General features: G+C 45.5%; 28 protein-coding genes. 19 read left to right on the forward strand and 9 right to left on the reverse strand.

The annotated features are described in order from the left end of the window. Positions 1-26 precede the first annotated feature (26 nt). From BMW79_RS07900 to BMW79_RS07990, 19 genes are all read left to right on the forward strand, one after another. The gene (locus tag BMW79_RS07900; protein WP_089892862.1) at positions 27-1,775 is read left to right on the forward strand and encodes a tetratricopeptide repeat protein; all 1,749 of its coding nucleotides are present in this window, start codon (positions 27-29) and stop codon (positions 1,773-1,775) included. Positions 1,776-1,841: 66 nt separating this feature from the next. Further along, positions 1,842-2,333, forward strand: coding sequence for an NADH-quinone oxidoreductase subunit A (locus tag BMW79_RS07905; protein WP_245752409.1), 492 nt, complete (start codon positions 1,842-1,844; stop codon positions 2,331-2,333). 24 nt (positions 2,334-2,357) lie between these two features. Further along, positions 2,358-2,921, forward strand: a complete 564-nt coding sequence (locus BMW79_RS07910) for an NADH-quinone oxidoreductase subunit B (protein ID WP_089892865.1) — start codon at positions 2,358-2,360, stop codon at positions 2,919-2,921. Positions 2,922-2,965: 44 nt separating this feature from the next. Further along, on the forward strand, positions 2,966-3,481 hold the full coding sequence (locus BMW79_RS07915) for an NADH-quinone oxidoreductase subunit C (protein ID WP_089892868.1): 516 nt from the start codon (positions 2,966-2,968) through the stop codon (positions 3,479-3,481). 12 nt (positions 3,482-3,493) lie between these two features. Then, the gene (locus BMW79_RS07920) at positions 3,494-4,714 is read left to right on the forward strand and encodes an NADH-quinone oxidoreductase subunit D (protein ID WP_089892871.1); all 1,221 of its coding nucleotides are present in this window, start codon (positions 3,494-3,496) and stop codon (positions 4,712-4,714) included. A 44-nt stretch (positions 4,715-4,758) separates the two neighbouring features. Next, positions 4,759-5,262, forward strand: a complete 504-nt coding sequence (locus BMW79_RS07925) for an NADH-quinone oxidoreductase subunit NuoE family protein (RefSeq protein ID WP_089892874.1) — start codon at positions 4,759-4,761, stop codon at positions 5,260-5,262. Between the two features lie 20 nt (positions 5,263-5,282). Then, on the forward strand, positions 5,283-5,474 hold the full coding sequence (locus tag BMW79_RS07930) for a hypothetical protein (RefSeq protein WP_143059108.1): 192 nt from the start codon (positions 5,283-5,285) through the stop codon (positions 5,472-5,474). Positions 5,475-5,540: 66 nt separating this feature from the next. Beyond that, positions 5,541-6,905, forward strand: coding sequence for an NADH-quinone oxidoreductase subunit NuoF (gene nuoF / locus BMW79_RS07935; RefSeq protein WP_089892881.1), 1,365 nt, complete (start codon positions 5,541-5,543; stop codon positions 6,903-6,905). A 76-nt stretch (positions 6,906-6,981) separates the two neighbouring features. Next, the gene (locus tag BMW79_RS07940; protein ID WP_089892884.1) at positions 6,982-8,070 is read left to right on the forward strand and encodes a 2Fe-2S iron-sulfur cluster-binding protein; all 1,089 of its coding nucleotides are present in this window, start codon (positions 6,982-6,984) and stop codon (positions 8,068-8,070) included. 21 nt (positions 8,071-8,091) lie between these two features. Beyond that, a complete protein-coding gene (gene nuoH / locus BMW79_RS07945; RefSeq protein WP_177192077.1) occupies positions 8,092-9,135 on the forward strand; it encodes an NADH-quinone oxidoreductase subunit NuoH in 1,044 nt (347 codons plus the stop codon). Between the two features lie 54 nt (positions 9,136-9,189). Next, complete coding sequence (gene nuoI / locus BMW79_RS07950) at positions 9,190-9,693, forward strand: NADH-quinone oxidoreductase subunit NuoI (RefSeq protein ID WP_089892887.1); 504 nt, start codon at positions 9,190-9,192, stop codon at positions 9,691-9,693. Positions 9,694-9,752: 59 nt separating this feature from the next. Next, a complete protein-coding gene (locus BMW79_RS07955; protein ID WP_089896824.1) occupies positions 9,753-10,247 on the forward strand; it encodes an NADH-quinone oxidoreductase subunit J family protein in 495 nt (164 codons plus the stop codon). A 65-nt stretch (positions 10,248-10,312) separates the two neighbouring features. After that, entirely contained in the window at positions 10,313-10,630 is a 318-nt protein-coding gene (gene nuoK / locus BMW79_RS07960) for an NADH-quinone oxidoreductase subunit NuoK (RefSeq protein ID WP_079469422.1), read from the forward strand. Positions 10,631-10,684: 54 nt separating this feature from the next. Then, on the forward strand, positions 10,685-12,583 hold the full coding sequence (nuoL, locus tag BMW79_RS07965) for an NADH-quinone oxidoreductase subunit L (protein ID WP_089892890.1): 1,899 nt from the start codon (positions 10,685-10,687) through the stop codon (positions 12,581-12,583). Between the two features lie 33 nt (positions 12,584-12,616). Beyond that, positions 12,617-14,053 (forward strand): complex I subunit 4 family protein, encoded by a 1,437-nt coding sequence (locus BMW79_RS07970; RefSeq protein WP_089892893.1) that lies wholly within the window; start codon positions 12,617-12,619, stop codon positions 14,051-14,053. 61 nt (positions 14,054-14,114) lie between these two features. Beyond that, positions 14,115-15,488: an NADH-quinone oxidoreductase subunit N gene (locus tag BMW79_RS07975; RefSeq protein ID WP_089892896.1), complete on the forward strand. Its 1,374-nt coding sequence runs from the start codon at positions 14,115-14,117 to the stop codon at positions 15,486-15,488. A 156-nt stretch (positions 15,489-15,644) separates the two neighbouring features. Then, entirely contained in the window at positions 15,645-16,925 is a 1,281-nt protein-coding gene (locus tag BMW79_RS07980) for an ABC transporter permease (protein WP_089892898.1), read from the forward strand. Positions 16,926-16,974: 49 nt separating this feature from the next. Then, entirely contained in the window at positions 16,975-18,288 is a 1,314-nt protein-coding gene (locus tag BMW79_RS07985) for a gluconate:H+ symporter (RefSeq protein WP_089892900.1), read from the forward strand. 40 nt (positions 18,289-18,328) lie between these two features. Then, positions 18,329-19,432, forward strand: coding sequence for a D-TA family PLP-dependent enzyme (locus BMW79_RS07990; RefSeq protein ID WP_089892903.1), 1,104 nt, complete (start codon positions 18,329-18,331; stop codon positions 19,430-19,432). Between the two features lie 58 nt (positions 19,433-19,490). Here BMW79_RS07990 and BMW79_RS07995 read toward each other — a convergent pair whose 3' ends face one another. The 9 genes from BMW79_RS07995 to rpsF form a co-directional block, all read right to left on the reverse strand. Further along, a complete protein-coding gene (locus tag BMW79_RS07995; protein ID WP_089892905.1) occupies positions 19,491-19,892 on the reverse strand; it encodes a hypothetical protein in 402 nt (133 codons plus the stop codon). A gap of 53 nt (positions 19,893-19,945) precedes the next feature. Continuing rightward, the gene (locus BMW79_RS08000) at positions 19,946-20,671 is read right to left on the reverse strand and encodes a hypothetical protein (protein WP_089892908.1); all 726 of its coding nucleotides are present in this window, start codon (positions 20,669-20,671) and stop codon (positions 19,946-19,948) included. A 54-nt stretch (positions 20,672-20,725) separates the two neighbouring features. Further along, on the reverse strand, positions 20,726-21,349 hold the full coding sequence (locus BMW79_RS08005; protein ID WP_089892911.1) for a rhomboid family intramembrane serine protease: 624 nt from the start codon (positions 21,347-21,349) through the stop codon (positions 20,726-20,728). Positions 21,350-21,384: 35 nt separating this feature from the next. After that, positions 21,385-22,266 carry an RHS repeat domain-containing protein gene (locus tag BMW79_RS08010; RefSeq protein ID WP_089892914.1) on the reverse strand — a complete coding sequence of 294 codons (882 nt, stop codon included), beginning with the start codon at positions 22,264-22,266 and terminating at the stop codon, positions 21,385-21,387. Between the two features lie 22 nt (positions 22,267-22,288). Beyond that, positions 22,289-22,648 (reverse strand): DUF6169 family protein, encoded by a 360-nt coding sequence (locus BMW79_RS34380; protein ID WP_407641626.1) that lies wholly within the window; start codon positions 22,646-22,648, stop codon positions 22,289-22,291. Positions 22,649-22,769: 121 nt separating this feature from the next. Further along, entirely contained in the window at positions 22,770-22,928 is a 159-nt protein-coding gene (locus BMW79_RS33850; RefSeq protein ID WP_177192078.1) for a hypothetical protein, read from the reverse strand. 143 nt (positions 22,929-23,071) lie between these two features. Continuing rightward, entirely contained in the window at positions 23,072-23,518 is a 447-nt protein-coding gene (gene rplI, locus BMW79_RS08020; RefSeq protein ID WP_079469410.1) for a 50S ribosomal protein L9, read from the reverse strand. A 6-nt stretch (positions 23,519-23,524) separates the two neighbouring features. Further along, entirely contained in the window at positions 23,525-23,797 is a 273-nt protein-coding gene (gene rpsR, locus BMW79_RS08025; RefSeq protein WP_079470050.1) for a 30S ribosomal protein S18, read from the reverse strand. Positions 23,798-23,801: 4 nt separating this feature from the next. Beyond that, the gene (gene rpsF, locus BMW79_RS08030; RefSeq protein WP_227024404.1) at positions 23,802-24,152 is read right to left on the reverse strand and encodes a 30S ribosomal protein S6; all 351 of its coding nucleotides are present in this window, start codon (positions 24,150-24,152) and stop codon (positions 23,802-23,804) included. Between the last annotated feature and the right edge of the window lie 212 nt (positions 24,153-24,364).

A 24,364-nucleotide genomic window follows, 5' to 3' on the forward strand; every position in this document is an offset into this window, starting at 1 on the left:
CAACTAAAACTAAAAAACCAGATTGCATGAACAAACGGAAAAGTTTAATCGTAGCATTGCTTTGCGCCGCCTCCAGCGGTGTGATGGCCCAATCTGTGGAGGACGGACTGAAAGACCTGTATTATGGTAAGTATCTGTCTGCCAAGCAGAATTTAGAGAAAGTGATCGCAGCAAAGCCTACGGAAGACAAAGCGTATTATTACCTCGGTATAGCACAGCTCGGACTGGATGATGCTGCAGGCGCTGCTGCTACCTTCCAGAAAGGTTTACAGGCAGTACCTACCTCTGCTTTACTGCAGGTTGGTATGGGCCGTATTGATCTGATCAACGGCAACGCCGCCGCTGCCAAACAGAAATTTGAAGCCGCCAGCGCTGCCACTCAGGGCCGCGATGGTGATGTTGCCCGCGCTATCGCTGACGCAAGCAGCGAAATCAAAGGTGGCGACCGCGCTTACGCACTCACTGTGATGGAAAAACTCCTGAACAACGAAGGCCGTAAGAAAAAAGAACAATATACTCCTATTGCTGCCGATTATATCGAGTTGGGAGATGCCTACCGCTTCTTAGGTGGTGAAAATGGTGGTAAAGCCATTACTACCTATGAAAAGGCGCTGGAACTGGACGCCAACAATGCTGAAGCAGTAATGAAACAAGGTTTGGTGAACTACAACGCCAGACTGAAAGCAGAAGCAGTGGCCGACTATACCAAGGCTACCAACATGGATCCTAACTATGGTCCTGCTTACTACGAGCTGTTTAACTTCTATATTACGCCTAAAAAAGATCAGTTATCCTGGGATAACGCCGCTACTTACCTGGAAAAATACATGGCAGTAGCAGATCCGGCAGATAAAACCAAGACCCAGTACCTGTCCGCTTACATCTCTTTCTTTAAGAAAGACTATGACAACGCGATCAGCAAAGGTCAGGCTACCCTGCCAGGCGCCAACGAATTCTATCAGAATAAGCTGAGCCTCCTCATTGGTGATGCTTACCTGCAGAAAGGTGATTCCCTGAATGCACAGAAGGTAATGGATGAATATGCGGCTAAAGCGGGTGAGTCCAAACTGGATTCCAACGACTACAAGCTGTTGAGCACCATCTACATGCGTCTGAAATCCAGCGATTCTGCCACGCAAAACCAATACAGTACCAAAGCACTGGCTTACCTGGAAAAATATGCCGGTTCTATTACCGCTAAAGATCCGGAAACCTTTATCCAGATTGCTGATCAGTTGAAAGCAGCTAAAAATTACACTGCTGCTGCTGAATGGTATTCAAAAGCAAATGATGTAAGCCTCGCCAATAAAGAGCAACTGCAGGCAATTGACTACTTCAACGTAGGTATCAACTATTACTACGGTGCTGTAACGGTTAAACCTATCGATACTACCCTGTTGAACAGAGCGGACAGCGCGTTCCAGAAGGTAATCGAAGTGAAACCAGACCTTGGAACCGGTTACTACTGGAGAGGTCAGAGCAATTTTGCGAAAGACCAGCAGGCCCAGGCCGGTGTGGCTAAGCCATTCTATGACAAATACATAGAAATGTCAGAAGGTGATGTTGCCAAAAACAGAACTACATTGATCAACGCTTACACTTACGAGCTGTTATACTACTATTTCAAGGAAGATAAAGCAAATGTTAAGGTTTATGCAGATAAACTGACTGCTATCGATCCTAATAATATCTCTGTGAAGCAGATCACCGAAAATATGGCTGCCCGTGACAAACCAGCTAAACCAGCTGCCAAACCGGCTCAGAACAAGAAATAATCGCTGAAAAGCGTCTTCTTATCAAGAACCTCCTGTACCAACAGGAGGTTTTTTAGTTTCCGGTTGGTGAAAAAAGATAATATTTTACCTCCTAATAGATTTGATATTTGGCCAACTTACAGTATTTTTGCGCATTCGGACAACGTTTTTATCGGGAAGCTTATGTATACAGAAACGGTATTTTTGTCAGCAACGACTACTCCTTTTAGCTATTTCCCTATAGTACTGCAATTAATTGCTGCTCTAGGTTTCGTTGGGATCACGATGTTAGCTACTCACTTTTTAGGTCCTAAACGCAAAACCAGCGATAAGCTTATTAACTTTGAAAGTGGTATCGAGCAAAAGGGCAATGCCCGCCAGCCGGTAGCCATTAAGTACTTTCTGACCGCTATTCTTTTCGTGTTATTTGATGTGGAAGTAATCTTTTTCTACCCTTATGCTGTTAATTTCAGAGAATTGGGTTGGGAAGGATTTATGGCTGTGCTGATGTTTGTGGGCTTCTTTTTGTGTGGATTTATCTACATCACGAAGAAAGGTGCATTAAAGTGGGAAGATTAATATTAACTCTTTAAAACAGATCCAATGGCTCGTCCGGTTCAATATAATAATAAGGTGAAGATGGTGGAGATCCCTGAGGGATATTCCGGTGAAGGATTTTATGCCACCTCTTTTGATAAGGTAATAGGCCTGGCGCGTAAAAACTCCATCTGGCCTTTACCATTTGCTACCTCCTGCTGTGGTATTGAGTTCATGGCTACGATGGCGGCTACCTACGATATGGCCCGTTTCGGGGCAGAACGTATGGCTTTTACGCCCCGTCAGTGTGATTTGCTCATGGTAATGGGTACCATCTCCAAGAAAATGGGGCCTATTGTACGCCAGGTATATCTGCAGATGGCAGAACCACGCTGGGTAATGGCTGTAGGTGCCTGCGCTTCCAGCGGTGGTATTTTTGATACTTATTCTGTATTACAGGGTATTGACCAGGTAATTCCGGTAGATGTGTATGTGCCTGGATGTCCTCCAAGACCAGAAGGTATCATCGATGGCTTTATGAAAATACAGGCCCTGGTAGGCCAGGAAAGTCTCCGCCGCCGTAACTCCGACAGGTATCAAGAACTGATGGAGTCTTACGGTATCAAGTAAGGAGGGTGAATGGTTAATTGTAAATCGTAAATTTCAAATTGTTAATGTCTTTAACAAACGAACGCATACAGCAACGCCTGACGGAGAAGTTTGGAGATGTGCTAACCGGCTTTGAGGAGCCGTTTGGGCTGCTTACCCTCACCGCTCAGAAAGATTATAACCTGAAAGTAATGCAATTCCTGTTTGATGATGAGGAGTTGCGTTTTCGTTTTTTAACGGATATCACTGCGGTGCATTATCCTGAAAGAAAAAACGAAGAACTGGCAGTAGTATATCACCTGCATAACCTGCAGGACAATATCAGGCTCCGTCTGAAAGTTTTCGCACCAGTAGCCCAACCGGATGTTTTTACTGCTACCAAGCTGTATGAATCCGCCAACTGGATGGAACGCGAAACTTACGACTTCTTTGGGATCAACTTTGTAGGACATCCCAACCTGATACGCGTACTGAATGTGGATGAAATGACCTATTTCCCGATGAGAAAGGAATTCCCGCTGGAAGATTCTATGCGTATTGATAAAGATGACGAGATGTTTGGAAGGGGAGGAAACGTTTAATACAACCAGGTTATGTTAGATCAGAAACAACATATAAAACTGCCGGAAGGCTCTATAGAAAAAGATACGACCACGCTCAACCTGGGTCCTACTCACCCGGCCACACATGGCGTATTTCAGAACATTCTGGAAATCGATGGCGAACGTATTGTGAGCGCTGTTTCTACCGTAGGGTATATTCACCGTGCTTTTGAGAAGATCGCAGAGCGCCGTCCTTATTACCAGATTACACCACTGACAGATCGTCTGAACTACTGCTCCGCCCCTATCAATAATATGGGCTGGATACTGACCGTAGAGAAACTCCTGGGCCTGGAAATGCCTAAAAGAGTGGATTACCTGCGTGTTATTATCATGGAGCTGGCGCGTATTGCGGATCACCTGATCTGTAGCTCCGTAATGGGAGTAGATACCGGTGCATTAACCGGTTTCGTGTACGTGATGACCTACCGTGAACTTATCTACGAAATATACGAGGAAATCTGCGGCTCCCGTCTGACCACCAATATTGGTCGTATCGGTGGTTTTGAAAGAAATTTCACGCCTGCTGCTTTTGCGAAAATTGAGCGTTTCCTCAATGAGTATCCTGCTGTACTGAAAGAGTTTGAAACCCTGCTTACACGTAACCGTATCTTTATGGAACGTACCCAGGGCGTAGGTGCTATCTCTGCAGAAAGAGCGCTCAGCTACGGTTTCACTGGTCCTAACCTGCGCGCAGCTGGTGTGGATTACGATGTACGCGTAGCCAATCCTTATTCTTCTTACCAGGATTTCGACTTCTCCATTCCGGTAGGTACTACCGGCGATAGTTACGACCGTTTCCAGGTGCGTAACGCTGAAATGTGGGAAAGTCTCAGCATTATCCGTCAGGCGATGGATAAGCTGAAAAGCCTGCCTGCGGATGTTTATCACGCAGATGTACCTGCTTATTACCTGCCTGAAAAACAGGATGTTTATACAAAAATGGAAGCACTCATTTATCACTTTAAAATAGTGATGGGTGAAGCGGATATGCTGCCGGGTGAAGTGTACAACGCTGTAGAAGGCGCGAACGGAGAGCTTGGTTTTTACCTGATCAGCGATGGTGGCCGTAGTCCTTACAGACTGCATTTCCGTCGTCCCTGCTTCATTTACTACCAGGCATATGCAGAACTGGTACAGGGCGGCATGCTGAGTGATGCGATTGTGTGTATGAGTAGCCTGAACCTGATTGCTGGTGAGCTGGATGCTTAAGTCGCATCTATTGAATATTACGAAGATTAAAGCTGAATAAAATAATGGCTGTGGTTCAATTTTCTGAAGAGAAACTGAATAAAGTAAAAGAAATCATTGCACGCTACCCGGAAGGGAAGCAGAAGAGTGCTTTGATACCGGTGTTGCACCTGGCTCAGGAAGCATTTGGTGGATGGCTGAGTGCAGAAACAATGGACTACGTAGCGTCTTTGCTGCAACTGAAATCCATTGAAGTGTACGAAGTAGCTACTTTCTATAGCATGTTTAACCTGAAACCAGTGGGTACCTACTTATTCGAGGTATGCCAGACAGGCCCATGCATGGTGAGTGGTTCTGATCAGATCATTGATTACATAAAAAACAAACTGGGTATTGGCGTAGGTGAAACTACCGCTGATGGGCTGTTTACCCTTAAAACGGTAGAGTGCCTCGGTGCCTGTGGTTATGCTCCGATGATGCAATTGGGCAAGCATTACCGCGAACACCTGACACCAGCGAAAGTAGATGAAATCATCGCAGAATGCAGATCTAAAGCAAACGCAAACTGATGCATCCGAAAAACAATCTGATGATACGTTTAAGGGAAATGTATCAACGCCACAAACTACAGATCGTGGAAGGCATGTTGCTGATGGGGTTACTCACAGCTATATGGGGAGTTGATAACTGGTTTGTTTCCTTTATTTGTGGTGTTAGTGCCGGCATCCTGTTTTACAGACTGGCAGAACGCATTTCGCAACACGGCATACGTAAGGCATAAAAGATATACACAAAAATCTGATAATGGGACCGGGTATCCCGGTAACATTACACCATAAGGAAGACAATGGGACGCAAATTACTGTTAGATAAAGCACATATTGAAGGCATCCGGTATTATGATACCTACCGGAGCAACGGCGGTTATGCTGCAGCTGAAAAAGCGCTGAAAACCCTCGGACCGGAAGGCGTACTGGATGAAGTGAAGAAGAGCGGCCTGAGAGGTCGTGGCGGTGCGGGTTTCCCTACCGGTTTAAAATGGAGTTTCATTGCCAAACCGGAAGGCGTTCCGCGCTACCTGGTTTGTAATGCGGATGAATCCGAACCAGGTACGTTCAAAGACCGCTACCTGATGGAATTTATCCCCCACCTCCTCATAGAAGGATTACTCATCTCCAGTTTTACGCTCGGCGCTAACAGTTGCTACATCTACATCCGTGGTGAATACGCCTGGATTCCGGAAATCCTGGAACAGGCTATTGCAGAAGCAAAAAATAAAGGCTGGCTGGGAAAAAATATCCTGGGTACCGGCTTCGACCTCGAAATATATGTACAACGCGGTGCAGGCGCTTATATCTGTGGTGAAGAAACAGCCCTGATAGAATCGCTGGAAGGCAAACGCGGTAATCCACGTATCAAGCCACCATTCCCGGCGGTAAAAGGATTATGGCAGTCTCCTACCGTGGTAAACAACGTAGAAACACTCGCAGCTGTAGTACCTATCGTGAACATCGGCGGCGACGAATATATTAAATATGGTACCGGCAAATCTACCGGCACCAAACTGATCTCTGCCTGCGGTAACATCAACAAACCGGGTGTGTACGAGATCGAAATGAACATCTCCGTAGAAGAATTTATTTATTCCGACGAATATTGCGGAGGTATCAAAAATAACAAACGTCTTAAAGCCTGTATCCCCGGCGGTTCTTCCGTTCCGGTGTTACCGGCTAACCTGTTGCTGAAAACGGCAAAAGGGGAAACCCGTATGATGACCTATGAAAGCTTAGCTGATGGCGGCTTTGCAACAGGTTCTATGCTGGGTTCCGGTGGCTTTATCGTGATGGATGAAGACCAGTGTATTGTTCGTAATACCCTCACTTTCGCACGCTTCTACCACCACGAAAGCTGTGGTCAGTGCAGCCCTTGCCGTGAAGGTACTGGTTGGATGAAGAAAGTATTGCAGAACATCGAGAACGGTAAAGGTAAAATGAGCGACATCGATTTACTGTGGGATATTCAGCGTAAGATAGAAGGAAACACGATCTGCCCGCTCGGCGATGCCGCTGCATGGCCGGTTGCTGCTGCGATCCGTCACTTCCGCGATGAATTCGAATGGCACGTGGCTAATCCGCAGGAATCACAGACCCGTAACTTTGGTCTGGCTCACTACGCAGACCCATTACCAGCACCGGCTCCTGCCGCAGTGTAACGGGAACGCATATACTGAATTAACGAATCAATATATAAAATAAACGTTGCTCCCCGCGAGCACAAAAGATATTAAGATGGCGGAGGAAATAAAATTATTTAAGGTTAAAATCGATAACATCTCTGTAGAGGTGGAACCCGGTACAACCATACTGAATGCGGCCCGGAAGATAGGAGGAGAGGTAGTGCCGCCGGCCATGTGTTACTATTCCAAACTGCAGGGTAGCGGTGGTAAATGCCGTACCTGCCTGGTAAAAGTATCCAAAGGTTCCGATGCCGATCCGCGCCCGATGCCTAAACTGGTAGCCAGCTGCCGTACTACCGTGATGGATGGTATGGAAGTAGCCAACATCACTTCTCCGGAAGTGCTGGACGCACGTAAAGGCGTGGTGGAATTCCTGCTGCTCAATCACCCGCTGGATTGCCCGGTTTGTGATCAGGCCGGAGAATGCCACCTGCAGGATCTGAGCTATGAGCACGGCGCCGACAGTACCCGTTACGAATTCAAACGCAGAACTTTTGATAAAGTAGATCTCGGTGATCATATCAAGCTGCACATGACGCGCTGCATCCTTTGCTACCGCTGCGTGTACACAGCTGATCAGCTCACAGAGAAACGCGAACATGGTATGCTGGGCCGTGGTGATGCTTCTGAAATCAGCACTTACATTTCCCAGTCGCTCGACAACGACTTCATTGGTAACGTCATCGATGTTTGCCCGGTAGGCGCTTTAACCGATCAGACCTTCCGTTTCAAAAACCGTGTATGGTTCCTGAAACCGGTAGATGCGCACCGCGACTGTGAAAATCCCAAATGCTGCGGTAAAACCGTATTGTGGATGCGCGGTGATGAAGTATTCCGCGTAACTGCCCGCAAGGACAAATACGGTGAAGTGGAAAACTTTATCTGTGATACCTGCCGCTTTGAAAAGAAAGAAGCGAAAGACTGGATCATCGAAGGACCACGCAAAATTGAACGTAACAGCGTTATTTCCCAGGGTCATTACGTGAATACCGTAAAACCTAAAGATCCGCTGGTTGATGTATTAGACGGAAGACAGCCAAGACTGTTGTTTGATATTCACACGGAAAGCCAGGTAAACAGACCTGAAATAGATCTGTCGAAGATCGACGGCCCGGCTCACTCTGATGATTTTAAGAAGTAACATTCGTAATTACGTGTAAGTATGACCTTATTAAGCATAGATTGGTTTTTTATAATTGAAAAGGTACTCCTGATATCAGGTGTATTGGTACTTTCATTGGTAGTAGCCATGTATTCCACCTGGGGTGAAAGAAAGGTGGCCGCGTGGATCCAGGATCGTTTCGGTCCCAACCGCGCCGGTTTCATGGGCTTACTGCAACCGCTGGCAGATGGTGGTAAACTCTTCTTTAAAGAAGAGATCATTCCTTCTACTTCCAACCGTTTCCTTTTTATTCTCGGTCCTTCCATCGCGATGTTGGTAGCCTGTATGACCAGCGCCGTTATCCCATGGGGTGATACCCTGGTAATTGCCGGCCGTCCTGTGTCGCTCCAGATTGCAGATGTGAACATCGGGATCCTCTTCATTTTCGGTGTAGTGAGTATGGGTGTGTATGGAATTATGATCGGTGGCTGGGCTTCGAATAACAAATTCTCCCTGCTGGCTTCTGTGCGTGCAGCTTCCCAGATCATTTCCTACGAATTGCCAATGGGACTGGCCCTGATCGCATTACTGATGCTGACCGGTTCCCTGAGCCTGAAAGATATCGTGGAGCAGCAACGCCATGGTTTATGGAACGTAGTATATCAGCCATTAGGCTTTTTTATCTTCCTGATATGCGCTTTTGCAGAATGTAACCGTGCCCCGTTCGACTTACCGGAAGCGGAGAATGAGTTGAATGGTGGTTATCACCTGGAGTATTCTTCCATGAAACTGGGTTTCTTCCTGTTCGCGGAGTATATCAATATGTTTATCAGTTCTGCTCTGATCGCTACCATGTATTTCGGTGGTTATGCTTTCCCGTGGATGGATAGTCTCGGACTGGATCCGAACATCGTAACTATCCTCGGATTCCTGGCCTTGTTTATTAAAACGCTGTTCTTCATATTCTTCTTTATGTGGGTACGTTGGACAGTTCCGAGATTCCGTTATGATCAGCTGATGCGTCTGGGTTGGAAAATTATGATTCCATTGGCATTGTTCAATATGCTGATCACAGGAGCATTAATACTGGCTCGTCAACAATAATTATTATCTGATTACATACACACAGAACGTGTGCATTAATATAAAGCATTCATTATGCAAGCATTAACTAACAGGGCAAAAGCAGTAGACCGCCGGCCGATGACACTCGCTGAGAAGATGTACATCCCTGCTATTGCAAAAGGTATGGGTATCACTTTCAAGCACCTCTTTCAAAAGAAAGCCACCATTGCTTTTCCTGAAAAGAAGCGTGATTTCAGTCCGGTTTTCCGTGGATTACATGTACTGAACCGGGATGAAGAAGGACGTGAAAGATGTACTGCCTGCGGATTGTGCGCAGTTGCCTGTCCTGCTGAAGCCATTACCATGGAAGCGGCAGAAAGGAAAGAAGGAGAAGAAAACCTGTACAGGGAAGAAAAATACGCAGCGAAATACGAGATCAATATGCTCCGTTGCATTTTCTGTGGTTTTTGTGAAGAAGCTTGTCCTAAAGATGCGGTGTATATGTCTGAAACATTTGCTCCGGCAAACTATCAGCGTAAGGGCTTCATCTACGGAAAAGATGATCTGCTGATTCCTCATCCGAAAGAGGGTAAATAATATTATTCACAGCGCACATTTAGCTAAAAATATAATAGTCAAACATAGCAGAGATGGGAATGAGTATACAACAAATAATTTTCATGGTGTTGTCGGTCGTGGCGCTGGTATCAGCGTTGGGAGTGGTATTGAGTAAGAATCCTGTGACGAGCGTTCTGTGCCTGATCATCACCTTCTTTACCATAGCCGGGCATTATATCATGATGAACGCCCAGTTCCTGGCGGTAGTACATATCATTGTGTACGCAGGTGCTATCATGGTATTGTTCCTGTACGTGCTGATGCTGATGAACCTGAATGCGGAGCTGGAACCGCAGAAACGCAACTGGTTGAAGTATGCGGGAGCGATCAGCGGAGGTGCTTTACTGGTGGTATTGGTGGCTGCCCTCCGGGATGCCAGCATGCCTGCTTTGAGTGCAGAATCGACTGATATCGGGTTGATCAAAAACCTGGGTATGCTTTTATTCAAACAATATGTGGTGCCTTTTGAGGTGAGCAGCATCCTGTTCCTCAGTGCAATGGTGGGCGCCGTAGTAATTGGTAAAAAAGACTAGCAAATACGTATCGCGGGGTAAATCTCTGATCCGTAATTCGTAATTCCTAATTCGTAATTTATTTTATGCCTGTTCAATATTACATATTCCTGAGTATCGCCTTGTTTTGCATAGGTGTGATGGGTGTACTGATGCGCAGAAATGCGATCATTATTTTTATGTGCATAGAGCTGATGCTGAATGCGGTAAACCTGTTGATGGTATCATTTTCCAAAATGTGGGCTGATGCAGGAAGAGTAGATGCCGGATCGGCTCAACTCTTTGTATTCTTTATTATGGTGGTAGCGGCTGCGGAAGTAGCGGTAGGACTGGCTATAATTACTATGGTCTACAGAAACACACACTCAGTAGATATTAACATTCTTAACAGGCTGAAAAATTAATAATTCTGCTTTCTTAATTATTAACTTTTTCGACGTCGTAAATAGAATTGATAAATGATTAATCTAGTTTGGCTGGTACCATTTTTACCATTATTGGGTTTCCTGGTGAATGGATTGGGACGCAGATTTTTATCCAAGTCCCTGGTAGGATTTGTTGGAAGCGGCGCAGTACTGGCGTCCTTTGTGATTAGCTTATTAATATTCCTGGAAGTAAAAGCTCCGGGATTTTCCGCACAGACGGTACACCTGTTTGATTTTATATCTGTTGGTTCCCTGCAGATTCCTTTCGCCTTCCAGGTAGATCAGTTAAGTGCCTTATTCCTGCTGGTGATCACCGGCGTAGGTACCCTGATCCATATCTACTCTACTTCTTACATGCATGATGAAAGTGATGAGAGCTTCGCGAGATATTTCGCTTACCTCAACCTGTTCATCTTTTCCATGCTGATCCTGGTGCTGGGCGCTAACTACGTAATGATGTTTATCGGTTGGGAAGGTGTTGGACTCTGTTCTTATCTCCTCATCGGTTTCTGGTTTAAAAATACCAGCTATAACAACGCTGCCAAGAAAGCATTTGTGATGAACCGTATCGGTGACCTCGGTTTCCTGATTGCGATCTTCTTCATGATCATGCAGTTTGGCACGGTTACTTTCCCTGAAGTATTTGCGAAAGCAGCGCCACTGGGCATGAACAACGGCATCATCACTGCGATTGCGATGCTGATGTTTGTAGGTGCGATGGGTAAATCTGCACAGATTCCTTTATACACCTGGTTACCGGATGCGATGGCGGGTCCTACCCCGGTATCAGCCCTGATCCACGCGGCTACGATGGTAACTGCCGGTATTTACATGATTGCACGCAGTAACGTGATCTATACACTGGCGCCGCATATCCAAACCGTGATTGCGATCATTGGTCTGGCTACTGCGCTGTTTGCCGCCTCTATTGCTTTAAAACAGAATGATATTAAAAAGGTACTGGCTTATTCTACTGTGAGCCAGTTAGGTTATATGTTCCTCGCCCTGGGTGTAGGCGCTTACGGAGCGGCTGTGTTTCACGTAATGACGCACGCTTTCTTCAAAGCCCTGTTGTTCCTGGGTTCCGGTTCTGTAATCCACGCAATGGGTGGTGAGCAGGATATCCGGAAAATGGGTGGCCTGAAAAAATTCATGCCTACTACGGCGTGGACTTTCCTGGTAGGCTGTCTGGCGATTGCGGGTATTCCTGGTTTCTCTGGTTTCTTTTCTAAAGATGAGATCCTGGCAAATGCCTTTGCTAACAACCCTGTGTTGTATGTACTGGGGCTGGCAGGTGCACTCATGACGGCGTTCTACATGTTCCGCTTATACTACATCACTTTCTCCGGTAAGTTCCGTGGTACACACGAACAGGAACATCACCTGCATGAAAGTCCTTCTGCCATCACTATTCCATTGGTGATCCTGGCTGTATTGTCTGTATTTGGTGGTTATATCGGTTTACCGGAAGTATTTGGAACGAAGAACCTGCTGGCAGATTACCTGGCGCCGGTTTTTGCACCCTCTGCTCCTTTCGCGGTAGAACATCACCTGTCGCATGGTACTGAGTGGTTGCTGATGGGTGTGAGCAGTGTACTGGTTATCGTATTTATCCTGCTGGCACGTCAGAAATTTGCGAACTATGAAGATGCAGGTACTGAAAGCACCGGTTTTGGAAAAGTACTCGAAAACAAATGGTATATAGATGAACTGTATGATACTATTATCGTGAAACCATTGTACGAATTATCCCGTTTCTTCCGCGATACCGTGGAAAAGGCAGGTATCGACAAACTGGTGAACGGTGTAGGCCGTGGTGTACAACTGGGAGGACAACGTATCCGCCTGGTACAGAACGGACAGGTAGGTTTTTACATCTTTGCCATGGTCATCGGTATGATCGTATTATTTGTGATCGGATTCTTATTATAAACCAATAGCAGAAGTTACAAGCGCAGATAAATTATGTTGACAGTTTTATTAATATTGATTCCTTTCATAGCGGGCCTTATTGCATTTGGTCTGAAGGGGTCCGGGCCAAAGGTACTGGGCATGATTTCATCGCTGGCAACAGTGGTGATCGCAATAGGAACGTGGTGTACCTTTCGCACTACGCCTGACAGTCTGAACTTTGTTGCCAACTGGATTCCACAGCTGGGAAGTCAATTCCGTGTTGGATTAGATGGAATGGGGGTGATGCTTTGCTTATTAACAGCAATAGCTTCTCTGCTTGTTTTCATAACAATTTATAACCGCAACTACGAGAAAGCGAATGCTTTTTATGGTTTGATGTTGTTATCGCAGGCTGGCTTAACCGGTGTATTCACCGCTTTTGACGCCCTGCAGTTTTACATATTCTGGGAACTGGCCCTGATACCTGTTTACTTCCTCTGCTCTTTCTGGGGTGGTGAAAAACGTATCGCTGTTACCTTTAAATTCTTTGTGTACACATTCCTGGGTTCGCTGCTGATGCTGGTAGGTATCATTTATATCTACTTCCAGACGCCGGATCATTCCTTCAGTTTCGCTTCCTTTACAGGTGCAAACCTGAACCCGGAAGATCAGAAATGGTTGTTCTGGCTGTTCTTTGTAGCATTTGCTATCAAGATGCCGGTATTTCCGTTTCACACCTGGCAGCCTGACACTTATGAGCAGTCGCCTACGCCTGTTACCATGATCCTTTCCGGGGTGATGGTGAAAATGGGTTTATTCGGTGTGATCCGCTGGTTACTGCCGGTAATTCCACAGGGTGCGGCCATGTGGTCTGATGTAGCTATTGTATTGTGCATTATAGGTATTGTTTATGCTTCCTGCATCGCCATGGTGCAGAATGATCTGAAACGTTTGATAGCTTATTCTTCTATTGCCCACATCGGTTTGATGTGTGCAGCGATATTTGCCAACAACGAACAGAGTCTCCAGGGGGTATTGGTACAGATGTTTAACCACGGTATCAACATCATTGGTTTGTGGATCATCGTAGAAGTTATCCAGAACCGCCTGGGTGTAAAGAACCTGGATCAGATGGGTGGTATGGCACAGAAAGCGCCGCGTATGGCTATCTTCCTCGTTATTATCAGTCTGGCGAACATCGGTTTACCTCTGACCAATGGTTTCATTGGTGAGTTCCTGATGTTCAGCGGATTGTTCCAATATAATCACTGGTTTATGGCATTTGCCGGATTGGGTATTATCCTTTCTGCAGTATATACCCTGGGTATGATACAGAAGGTGATTTTCGGTCAGGGAAATGAATTAACCGAAACTACAACAGATCTGCAGCCGGGTGAAACACTGGCATTGAGCCTGGTAGTGATCATGGTACTGGTATTGGGCGTTTATCCCAAACCTATGCTGGATCTGGTGAGCGGCACATCTGAAGTGGTAAGTAAATTATTCTGATCTTCCTGAATATGGACAATCGGAATGGAAAATTTGTAACGGGGTTTTGTAACGCAAAAATATGAATGCACTAATTTCTACTGCTTTATCGGGCGTTGTACTGATGTTTGTTGGTTTATTTGTACGCAATAAGCAGCATATTAAATTTTATGCCATCGCGGCCATCCTCATAGCATTTATTGCTAACCTGGCGCAGTATCCTGCTGTGGAACACGGCGGATATATCATGTATGGCATGATTGAAGTGACCAAATTTGGGGTGTTGTTCAACGCAGTAGCATTGGGCGCCGCCTTGTTATATTTCCTGTTATCTGGCAGTGAGTTTGAAAAGGTAGGGGAACATGTGGCTGATTATTTCGCCCTGGTATTCTTTATCCTGTCGGGTATTATGCTGGCGGCTTCTTTCAGCAACCTGCTGATGTTGTTCCTGGCCATTGAAATCATGTCTATTCCCCAGTATATCCTGGCGGGAGCGGATAAGAAAAGCCTGAAGAGCAATGAAGCTTCCCTGAAGTATTTCCTGATGGGCTCTTTCTCTACCGGTATCCTGCTGATGGGTATTACCCTGATCTACGGTGCTGCCGGTACTTTCGAAATTTCCGGCCTGGGCCTGGGAGCAGAAAGCGTGCATCCATTGGCGTTGTGCGGTATCATCCTGATGGTATTCGCCCTGTCCTTTAAAGTATCTGCGGTACCATTTCATTTCTGGACACCCGATGTATACGATGGTTCCCCTACCGTGTTCACTTCGTTTATGTCGACCGTAGTAAAAGCAGGTGGATTCATCGCTTTCCTGCGGATGTTCCATACCAGCTTCGCCGGTGGCAATATCAGCGAACACTGGACACTGATCCTTTCTATTATTACAGCAGTAACGCTCATACTTGGTAACTTCAGCGCTGTATTCCAGCAGAGCGTAAAACGTATGCTGGCATACTCCAGTATTGCACAGGCGGGCTTTATGCTGTTTGCAGTAGTAGCCATGAACAACATGGGTGCGCAGGGTATTATCCTGTATTCAGCAGCTTATAGCATTGCTACGATCGGTGTGTTTGCCGTACTGATGAAGCTGAAAGATTACACCTTTGAAGGCTTCAACGGACTGGCAAAGAAAGAACCTTTGCTGGCTGCCGCAGTGGCCGTGTTCCTGTTTTCACTGGCAGGTATTCCGGTAACAGCCGGTTTCTTCGCAAAATACTTTGTACTGTCTGCAGCTATCCAGCACGGACATATCCTGTGGTTGGTAATTATAGCGGTGTTGTGTGCAGCGATCAGCGTATACTATTATTTCCGTGTGATCATCGCCATGTATTTCAAACAGGGCGAACCGGAAGTAGAACCTGTATCCGGTGGCTTTAAAGCTGCTTTGATCCTGGCCGTATTGCTGGTACTGGCTTTAGGATTATTCCCGAACCTGTTATTATGCTGGATGTAATTATCTCCAGTTCTTAAAATAAAGCAGAAGACCGAAGCGATTTCAATGATCCGCTTCGGTCTTCTCTTTTACGGGAATCGTTGTTAGCCGCCGTTCATCCCAAATTGAATGGTTAAAATAGCTATATTACGTTAACTTTATAGGTAACCCTTTATTATGCAATCAAGAGATATTTTTTCACTGGCATATCGTTCTGTAACCAGCAATAAATTGCGCACAGGCCTGACTGTGTCTATTATCGCGCTTGGTATTACGGTACTGGTAGGTATTCTTACAGCGATAGACAGCATGAAGAGCAGTATCTACAGCAGCTTTGCGAGTATGGGTGCTAACAGCTTTTCTATCCGCAACCGTGGTATGCAGGTGCATATCGGCGACGATAATGGTAATAAAGCTTCCAAAGGCAACAAGAATATTAAGAAGGTTAAGAAATCCAATAGTAATAAAATTATCCGCTACCAGGAGGCGGTTGCATTCCGCGACAGGTATCATTTTCCGGCGCAGGTGAGTGTATCTTTCCAGGCCACCGGTATTGCTACTGTGTATAAGGATGACAAGAAAACAAATCCCAATGTGCAGGTGATAGGAGGAGATGAAAACTACCTGGCGATTTCCAATTACGAAATTTCGCAGGGGAGGGACTTTAACCAGCTGGATGTGCAGTCGGGCCGTAATGTGGCCATTCTGGGCGTAGATGTGGCGGAGAAGCTATTTGGAAAGCAGTTAAAAAATGTGGTGAATAACACCATCCGTGTAGGCGACATCCGTTACCGCGTAGTAGGCGTGCTGGCTTCCAAAGGGAGCAGCAAAATGATGAGTGCCGATAACGTGGTCATTACCACCGTAAATAATACCAGGAGGGTATTTAACCGCCCAAATGCCAGTTACCAGATCGCTGTGGCCGTGAAAGATATCAAACAGATGGATGCTGCACAGGGAGAGGCCATCGGGCTATTCCGTATTATCCGGGGATTGAACATTAATGAAGAAGATAACTTTGAAATAAGTAAGAGTGATAGTATAGCAGAGATGCTTTTTGCCAGTCTTGGAAAAGTAAATCTCTTTGCTATTGCGATTGCCTTTATCACCCTTTTTGGTTCGGCGATCGGGCTGATGAACATCATGTTGGTGTCTGTAGCAGAACGTACCCGCGAAATAGGCGTTACCAAAGCATTGGGCGCTACCAGTCATGTGATCCGCACCCAGTTTTTATATGAATCCATCATTATCAGTGTAATGGGAGGGATCATTGGGGTAATCATGGGAATGCTGCTTGGAAATATTGTTTCCGTATTGCTGTCATCTGCCTTCCTGGTGCCCTGGCTCTGGATTATTATCGGGGTTACGATCTGTGCTGCCGTGGGATTGGTTTCCGGTATTTATCCGGCCTATAAGGCTTCTAAATTAGATCCCATCATTGCCTTGAGATACGAGTAATATTTTATTATCTTGTTGTTTTCCATGTTCATGTAAAACAATAAGCGATATGCCTTTATTAATCGTTATTGCGGCCATTCTTCTACTGGTGATCCTGGTCACCTGGTTACGTTTAAATACTTTTCTTTCCTTCCTGATAGTGTCCCTGCTGATGGGGCTGGCGTTGCATATGAATGTAACGGACATTACCCAGTCTATTCAAACGGGTATTGGCAAAACACTGGGTTCCCTGATTGTGGTGATTGTTTTTGGCAGTATGCTGGGAAAGCTGGTGGCCGAAAGTGGTGCCGGGCAGAAGATTGCCGGTGGTCTTATGAATCTTTTCGGACCTAAATATGTGCAATGGTCGTTGATGCTGACGGGCTTTATTGTTGGCATTCCATTGTTTTACAATATCGGATTTGTGCTGATGGTGCCTTTGATTTTTACCGTGGCGGCACGCACAAAACTGCCGGTGGTATACCTGGGTATCCCGATGTTGGCCTCTTTGTCGGTAACGCATGGTTACTTACCGCCGCATCCTTCTCCTACTGCACTGATACAGCAGTTTCACGCTAATATGGGACTTACTTTACTGTATGGCATTCTGGTGGCTATTCCGGCTATTATCCTCGCTGGACCGGTGTTTTCGCGTTTTCTGAAACATTATACCAATCCTCCCGGAAAGATGTTTGTGTCGGCGCCGATTCCGGACGAGCAGTTACCGGGTATGTTTGTAAGCTTGTTCGCTGCGTTGTTGCCAGTATTTTTACTGGCAGTGACGGCATTGGTGAAGATTGCAGTGAAAGAAGATACACCATTATATCATGTGGCAAACTGGCTGGGAGAGCCGTTAATAGTGATGTTGCTGGCAGTACTGAACGGGATGTATTTATTGGGATTGCGAAGGGGAATGCCGGCAAAGAAAGTAATGGGTGTAATGGATGATGCGGTACGCGATGTGGCAGTCATCATCCTGGTAATAGGCGGCTCGGGGGCACTCACGCAGCTACTGCACGATAGTAAGGTAAGCAGTTATATTGCTACTACTTTACAGGATATGCACCTGCATCCGTTGTTACTGGCCTGGGGCATTGCGGCGATTATCCGGGTATGTATAGGATCAGCTACCGTAGCGGGTTTAACTACCGCTGGTATTGTGGCGCCTATGATTGCTGCATCTGGTGTGGACGCCAACCTGATGGTGCTGGCAACCGGTGCGGGTAGCCTGATGTTTTCACATGTAAATGATGCCGGTTTCTGGATGTTCAAGGAATACTTTAACTTGTCTGTGAAAGACACGATTAAAACCTGGTCGGTGATGGAAACCATTGTATCGATAACCGGTTTGATCGGATGTTTGCTGCTAAGTTTGTTTATATAACGCAGAAGCATATACGTAAAGAAATTAAAATTATTTCCGCATGGAATGGTATGAGCTTACAAATGCCGGCCAGATAGATTCTCCGGCGATTGTTGTATATAAAGACCGGGTAAAGGAGAATATTTCTCTGTTGAAAACGATGATCGATGACGTGCAAAGGTTACGTCCGCATGTTAAGACGAGTAAGATTGCCGAAGTGGTGCAAATGATTCAGGAGGCGGGTATTCAGCAGTTTAAATTTGCTACTGTTGCGGAAGGGGAGATGCTGGGAATGGTAGGCGCCAAAGATGCGCTGATGGCTTATCAGCCGGTGGGACCAAAAGTAGTGAGACTGCTGGCACTGGTACAGAAATATCCACAGACCAGTTTTTCATGTGTAGTGGATCATCCGGAGGCGGCCTTTGCGATCAGCGAAATTTTTGCTGCGCAGGGAAGGCGTTTACCCGTGTATGTAGACCTGAATGTAGGCATGAACCGGACAGGTATAAAACCGGGTCCTGCGGCATTGGAGCTATACCGTTACCTGGATACGTTAGAAGGTGTTCAGCCGGTTGGGTTGCATGCTTACGACGGGCACCTGCATGATACGGAGATGGCTATACGTAAAGAGCGTTGTGATGCCGCTTATGCACCAGTAGAAGCTCTGGCTGCAGACATTGCCGCCATGGGGCTTCCGGCACCGGTCATTGTGGCTGGTGGTACACCAACCTTTCCGATACACGCAACAAGAAAAGATATTTCCTGTAGTCCGGGCACCTTTGTATTCTGGGATTTCGGCTATGCCGACAACCTGCCGGAACAGCCTTTTCAATGGGCGGCATTGGTGATCAGCCGTGTGATTTCTATCATTGATGCGCAACATATCTGCCTGGATCTGGGGCATAAATCAGTAGCGGCGGAGAATCCACAACCGCGCGTTCAATTTCTGAATGCGCCGGCAGCGGAACTGATATCACAAAGTGAAGAACACCTGGTGCTGAAAGTGAAGGATTCGTCGTTATATCCTGTGGGGACGGTGTTTTACGGAGTACCTAAACATATTTGCCCGACTATAGCTTTATATGAAAAAGTATATGTGGCTGCTGAGAATGCGGTATCTGCCAACTGGCGTGTTATAGCACGCGACCGGCAGATTATTGTGTAGGAGCGCTCAAAAGAGAAAAGCCATTGTAGCGATGCTGCAATGGCTTTTCTGTGTATACTCAGTAATATAAATGAGAGAGGACATTTGTTTCATCGAACGACTTCGGCTTGAGCCCAAGGTATTCGGTGTATTGTGTAAGGGTGAGCAATGGTTTCAATTTTGCCTGTAAACCGTTCTGCATACTGTTCATCTTCGTCGTATATGCTTTCAGGTTACTTTGCTGTAATGGCTGAATGGCAATTTTTTGTTTTAAATAACCCGTCACAATACCTAATAACTTCGGCTTCTGCGTATCTGTCAGTATCAATGATTTATCCAGTTTGCTGACAATAGAGCTGGCAGTACCATCTACATTCATGGTAGGCGCCTGGAACATACTATTGACGCGGGGATGCGCAATGATCATGGTATAGCAACAGGTAAGTGCTATCAATAATCCTGAAGTGAACAGTTTTTTCATGAGTAGCGTGGATTTGATGTGGGTGATTGCTCTCTTAAATATACTAAATACTGTTATTGCATCACCATTTTTACATAGCGTATTTGTGTGTTTCCTTCCTCATCAATGGTAATATATTCAGACAGCAGTGTTTTGTTATTGATCCATTGTACCAGGCCTGGTCCCCAGTCGTCGAGACTTGCTTCACCTACTGCTTTGATATCGTTGCCTTCTATGCTAAACAGTTGAAAACCATTAGGGTCGAAAGCGGCCACCAGGTCCATGGAGGCAGTGATCACATATTTTTTATCCGGAGAAACGGAGGGAGCAGACCAGGTCATCATTGAATCGCCATTAACGGTATTCACCAGTTCAAAAGCGCTGCCTTCATAATAGGTAACGAAAAAGCCTTTTCTTTTAATGGTGGGATAGTTACCGGCAAAGGTATATCCGATGTAGTCTTCGCCATCGCTGTTGTTATTGGCCATTACCCGTTGTTTCCCGTTGGAGAGCTGGATAGTCAGTTTGCTGCCATCTCTTTTTACGGATGTATCTTTTGCGAGTACACCTGTTTCATTGGAGTCGGCAACAGGGAGCGGGAATTTATCAAAGTCTGCTTTTTGAATAAAGTAAACTAAAAAGGTTTTATTGCCAAGCTGAACAGTGTCATCTGGTGTGTTATTAATGGCAGGTGGCGTGGAATCGTTGGCAGCCGTATGGGTTTTATCTGCTGTTTTATTTTTGCAGCTCAATACCATGATTGTGCATGCACACAGCAGGAACCATAACTTATTCATCATCTTTTTGTCGCATTTAAGTGTACAAATGTAAGTATTTAGAACTTTGGAAGTAGATCAGCAGGAGAGTCTTTCTCCATCTGCTTTAGTCAGCGTAAAATAGAACAGGTATCCGATGAGGACACCACTTAAAAAGCCGGCCAGGTGTGCCGCGTTGTCAACTCCCTGTGAAACAGCGGCAGCTATTACATTTAATGCGATGAATAAACCGATATAAGCAAGAAAAGCCTTTCGTATTTCCACCGGGAATAATTGGGTGGTGAGCAGTGCCAGGAATACACCGAAAATACCAAAGATAGCTCCTGAAGCCCCTACGCCTACTGCGCTTTTATGATACCAGATGCTTGCGTAATCGGATATTAATCCGGTGGTGATATAAGCAAAAGCGTACCGGAAGCTACGCAATACCGGTTCCAGGAACATACCACCAATCAGTAATCCCAGCATATTGGTGAAAAGGTGCCCGAGACCTGCATGGAGAAACATACTGGTCAACAGGCGCCAGTATTCCTGGTGTGTGATGGTAAGTGACCAATAGTTGGCGCCTGCATGTAGCAGATGATTACCATCTGCCCACCAGATATCCATACCTGTAGCTGCGGTATAACCGAATGCCAGCACGTTTATGCCTATCAGCACCAGTGTAACCGGAATAGCCTTTAGTCGGTCTGTGACTTTCATCTCCTAAAAGTTAATGAAAAAACACGAATTCCAGGCTATTCGTATTGATATTCAAGTTGAAATTGCGTGTCGTACCCGAGTTTAGTGAACCCTTCGCTGTGCAGATGAATGCTGGCGCCGGATGGGTAGAGTTGTCCGCTTTTAAAGGAATAGGCATATTGAAGGGTGGTAGACCGTTCAAAGTGCTGTACGCGTTGCTGACAAATTGCTTTCTCTTTTTCTGTCATCTTGATAAGAAAAGGATTGTTGGGACTCAGATGTAAGAAAGCTGTGGATAGATCGCCGCTGGGCGCCAGATAAATCACCGGGGCTATGGCATGGCTCAGCAGCAGTTGGTTAACCATGGGTAGTAATGGATTCAGAGAATCACCATATTCGTACCGGATGGTCCTCAGGGTGATCATTGAATCCTCTTTTTTCCCGGGGAAGCTGTCTTTGCAAATGTCTTTTCTGATGGGATAATCTCCGTCATAATTCCAGCTGATGGCCTGTGTGGAGTCAGAGAATTTCATCGCGGAGGGAAGGCCGTCCTTCCAACGTACGCTGGCGGTGCGTAGCAGGCGTTTTTTGTCATCAAAGTACTCGATGGTGGTGATGTTGCCTTCATCGTCCCAGGCGGTCACCCTGGCCTCTTCCTGCACGGAAGTGGCGTTGTATTGCTGATTGGCGTATACCATACCGGTAATACGGTGGGAGCTGTCGTAAGTGAAGGTGCTGATATTGGTATCGTTGGATTGTTTGTGATGCACCAGTTCGATGAGATTACCCTGAGGATCATACCGGAAGGTATACTGCGGGATCTTTTCACCGCTCAGCGCAATGGCGGAGAGGCGGGAAGCGGTGGGTTTATGCCTGGTGTTGCAGGCGGAAACAGCGATAACGATAATCAGACAGTAGATAACATTTTTCATACTCATGGCGGAATATGGTATGAAAATACTAATAAGATCTGAGTTTTTCGGTGGTGGATTTGCTAAGGCTCCGAAAGCAGGAAATGATGTGATCCTTTAGGGCGTTTTCAATATGGAGAATGAGAGAACAATGTATTTCAACATCTTCCGTGATAATGGATTCGTTATATTTTTCGAGGAAGCTGTTTTTATACTGCAGGCACCAGTGTTCAAAGATTTTCATTCTTGCTTTCCCTCTGCTATCTGCGCTATCACAAACGAAAAACAGCACCTTGTTCTGGTTTTCAGTGAAGAAATTGATAACGTGATGAGTAATAGTCAACCGGATCTTTAGATCAGTACCACACTTATGAGCGGGGGTAATAATTCTGTCGAATCCAAATGTCATTACATCACTTGAAAATTCCGGGAAATCCTGAAAATAAGATAAGCTATCTTCAAAGTATACATTATAAACAACCTGTTGGTCAGTTGTAAATTGATATAACCCGGTTTTTAGTTGGGAGAGTTTATATGGGCTGAACAAACTTAATACCTTTAGATTTTAATTCAGATAAATCACGACCATTCGTAATGTAATCATGAATCAATTTCTTATCCTCAATCATCTTTTTCAGGATGGTGATGACTTTCGGATTCGGTGTTGATATGTTTTTTTCTTGTTTCATTGCAGTTACATTACAAATATAACCAAATCTACCCACATCCCCGCTGCCATTCGTTAATGAAACACAAATACAATCATACTGATACAAAAAAAATCCCGGGCTGATTCAGCCCGGGACTTTCTTCTTTCCAACAAGTTGGAATATTACTCTGCTACTACTTCGAATTCCAGTTCGGTTTCGTTGCCTTTACCGAAATCGAGGCGAGCTTTGTATGTACCAAGTTCTTTTACATCATCCAGGATGTGGATGCGGCGACGGTCAATTTCATAACCTTTCTGTTCTTTAATTGCACGTGCAATCTGAACACCAGTTACGCTACCGAAGATCTTACCGGAAGTACCGGTTTTAGCGCCAATTTTAACAGGAGAAGCTTTCAACACTTCTACTACCTTCGCAATTTCAGCCAGCAGTTTCTCTTCTTTCACTTTCTGCACCTTCAGGCGTTCCTGCAGTTGCTTCATGTTAGAAGGGCTTGCTTCCACCGCAAATTTCTGAGGAATCAGAAAATTCCTGGCGTAACCATTTTTTACGCTAACCAGTTCATTCTTCTGACCCAGGTTATCTACGTCTTGTATTAAGATAATTTGCATAACTTCTTACTTTAAAAGGTCAGTAACATAAGGCAATAAAGCCATTTGACGAGCTTTCTTAATAGCCTGGGCTACTTTACGCTGAAATTTCAGGGAGTTACCCGTAATACGACGTGGCAACATTTTGCCCTGATCGTTCAAAAATTTCTTCAAAAACTCCGCGTCTTTGTAATCTACGTACTTGATGCCCAACTTCTTGAAACGGCAGTATTTCTTCTGACGTTTCTCGGTTTTTACGGCCGTTAAGTACTTGATTTCTTGTTTCGGTTTAACTGCCATAGTTTTAAGCTTCAGTGGTTTTAGATTCAGCATTTACGCCATGTCTTTTGCGACCGTTGTAAGTAACAGCGTGCTTATCCAGCGCAGTAATCATGTGACGTAATACATTTTCATCGCGATTCAGCTGGATTTTCAGCTTCTCATTGAGGTCGGATGGCGCATTGTACTCCAGAACAACATACATTCCTGTAGTTTTCTTCCGGATAGGATACGCCAGTGATCTTAATCCCCAGGGATTTTCGTGCGTGATTTCTCCGCCGTTATCTTTAATGATATCAGCGAATTTCTTTTGGGCGGCTTTGTAGTCGTCCTCAGAAAGCACAGGGGTAAAGATCACCATCAATTCGTAGTTCATAATTCCCTGTTTTAAATGGTTTAATAAAAAAAATTAGGACCGCAAAGATACAGAACTATTCCTGATTTCCACACTGTATGGGCGGATTTCCTGAAATATCTTGCGTTTTAAAGGAATTAATGTATAACCATCTGATTACCACATCTATAATTGTTGCCAACACTTCCTGGTAAGGCCTAAAAAAGCCGCCCCGGGTCAGGGGCGGCGTCTCG

This window comes from Chitinophaga arvensicola, from assembly GCF_900110835.1.
In the GTDB taxonomy this organism is placed as follows: domain Bacteria; phylum Bacteroidota; class Bacteroidia; order Chitinophagales; family Chitinophagaceae; genus Chitinophaga; species Chitinophaga arvensicola.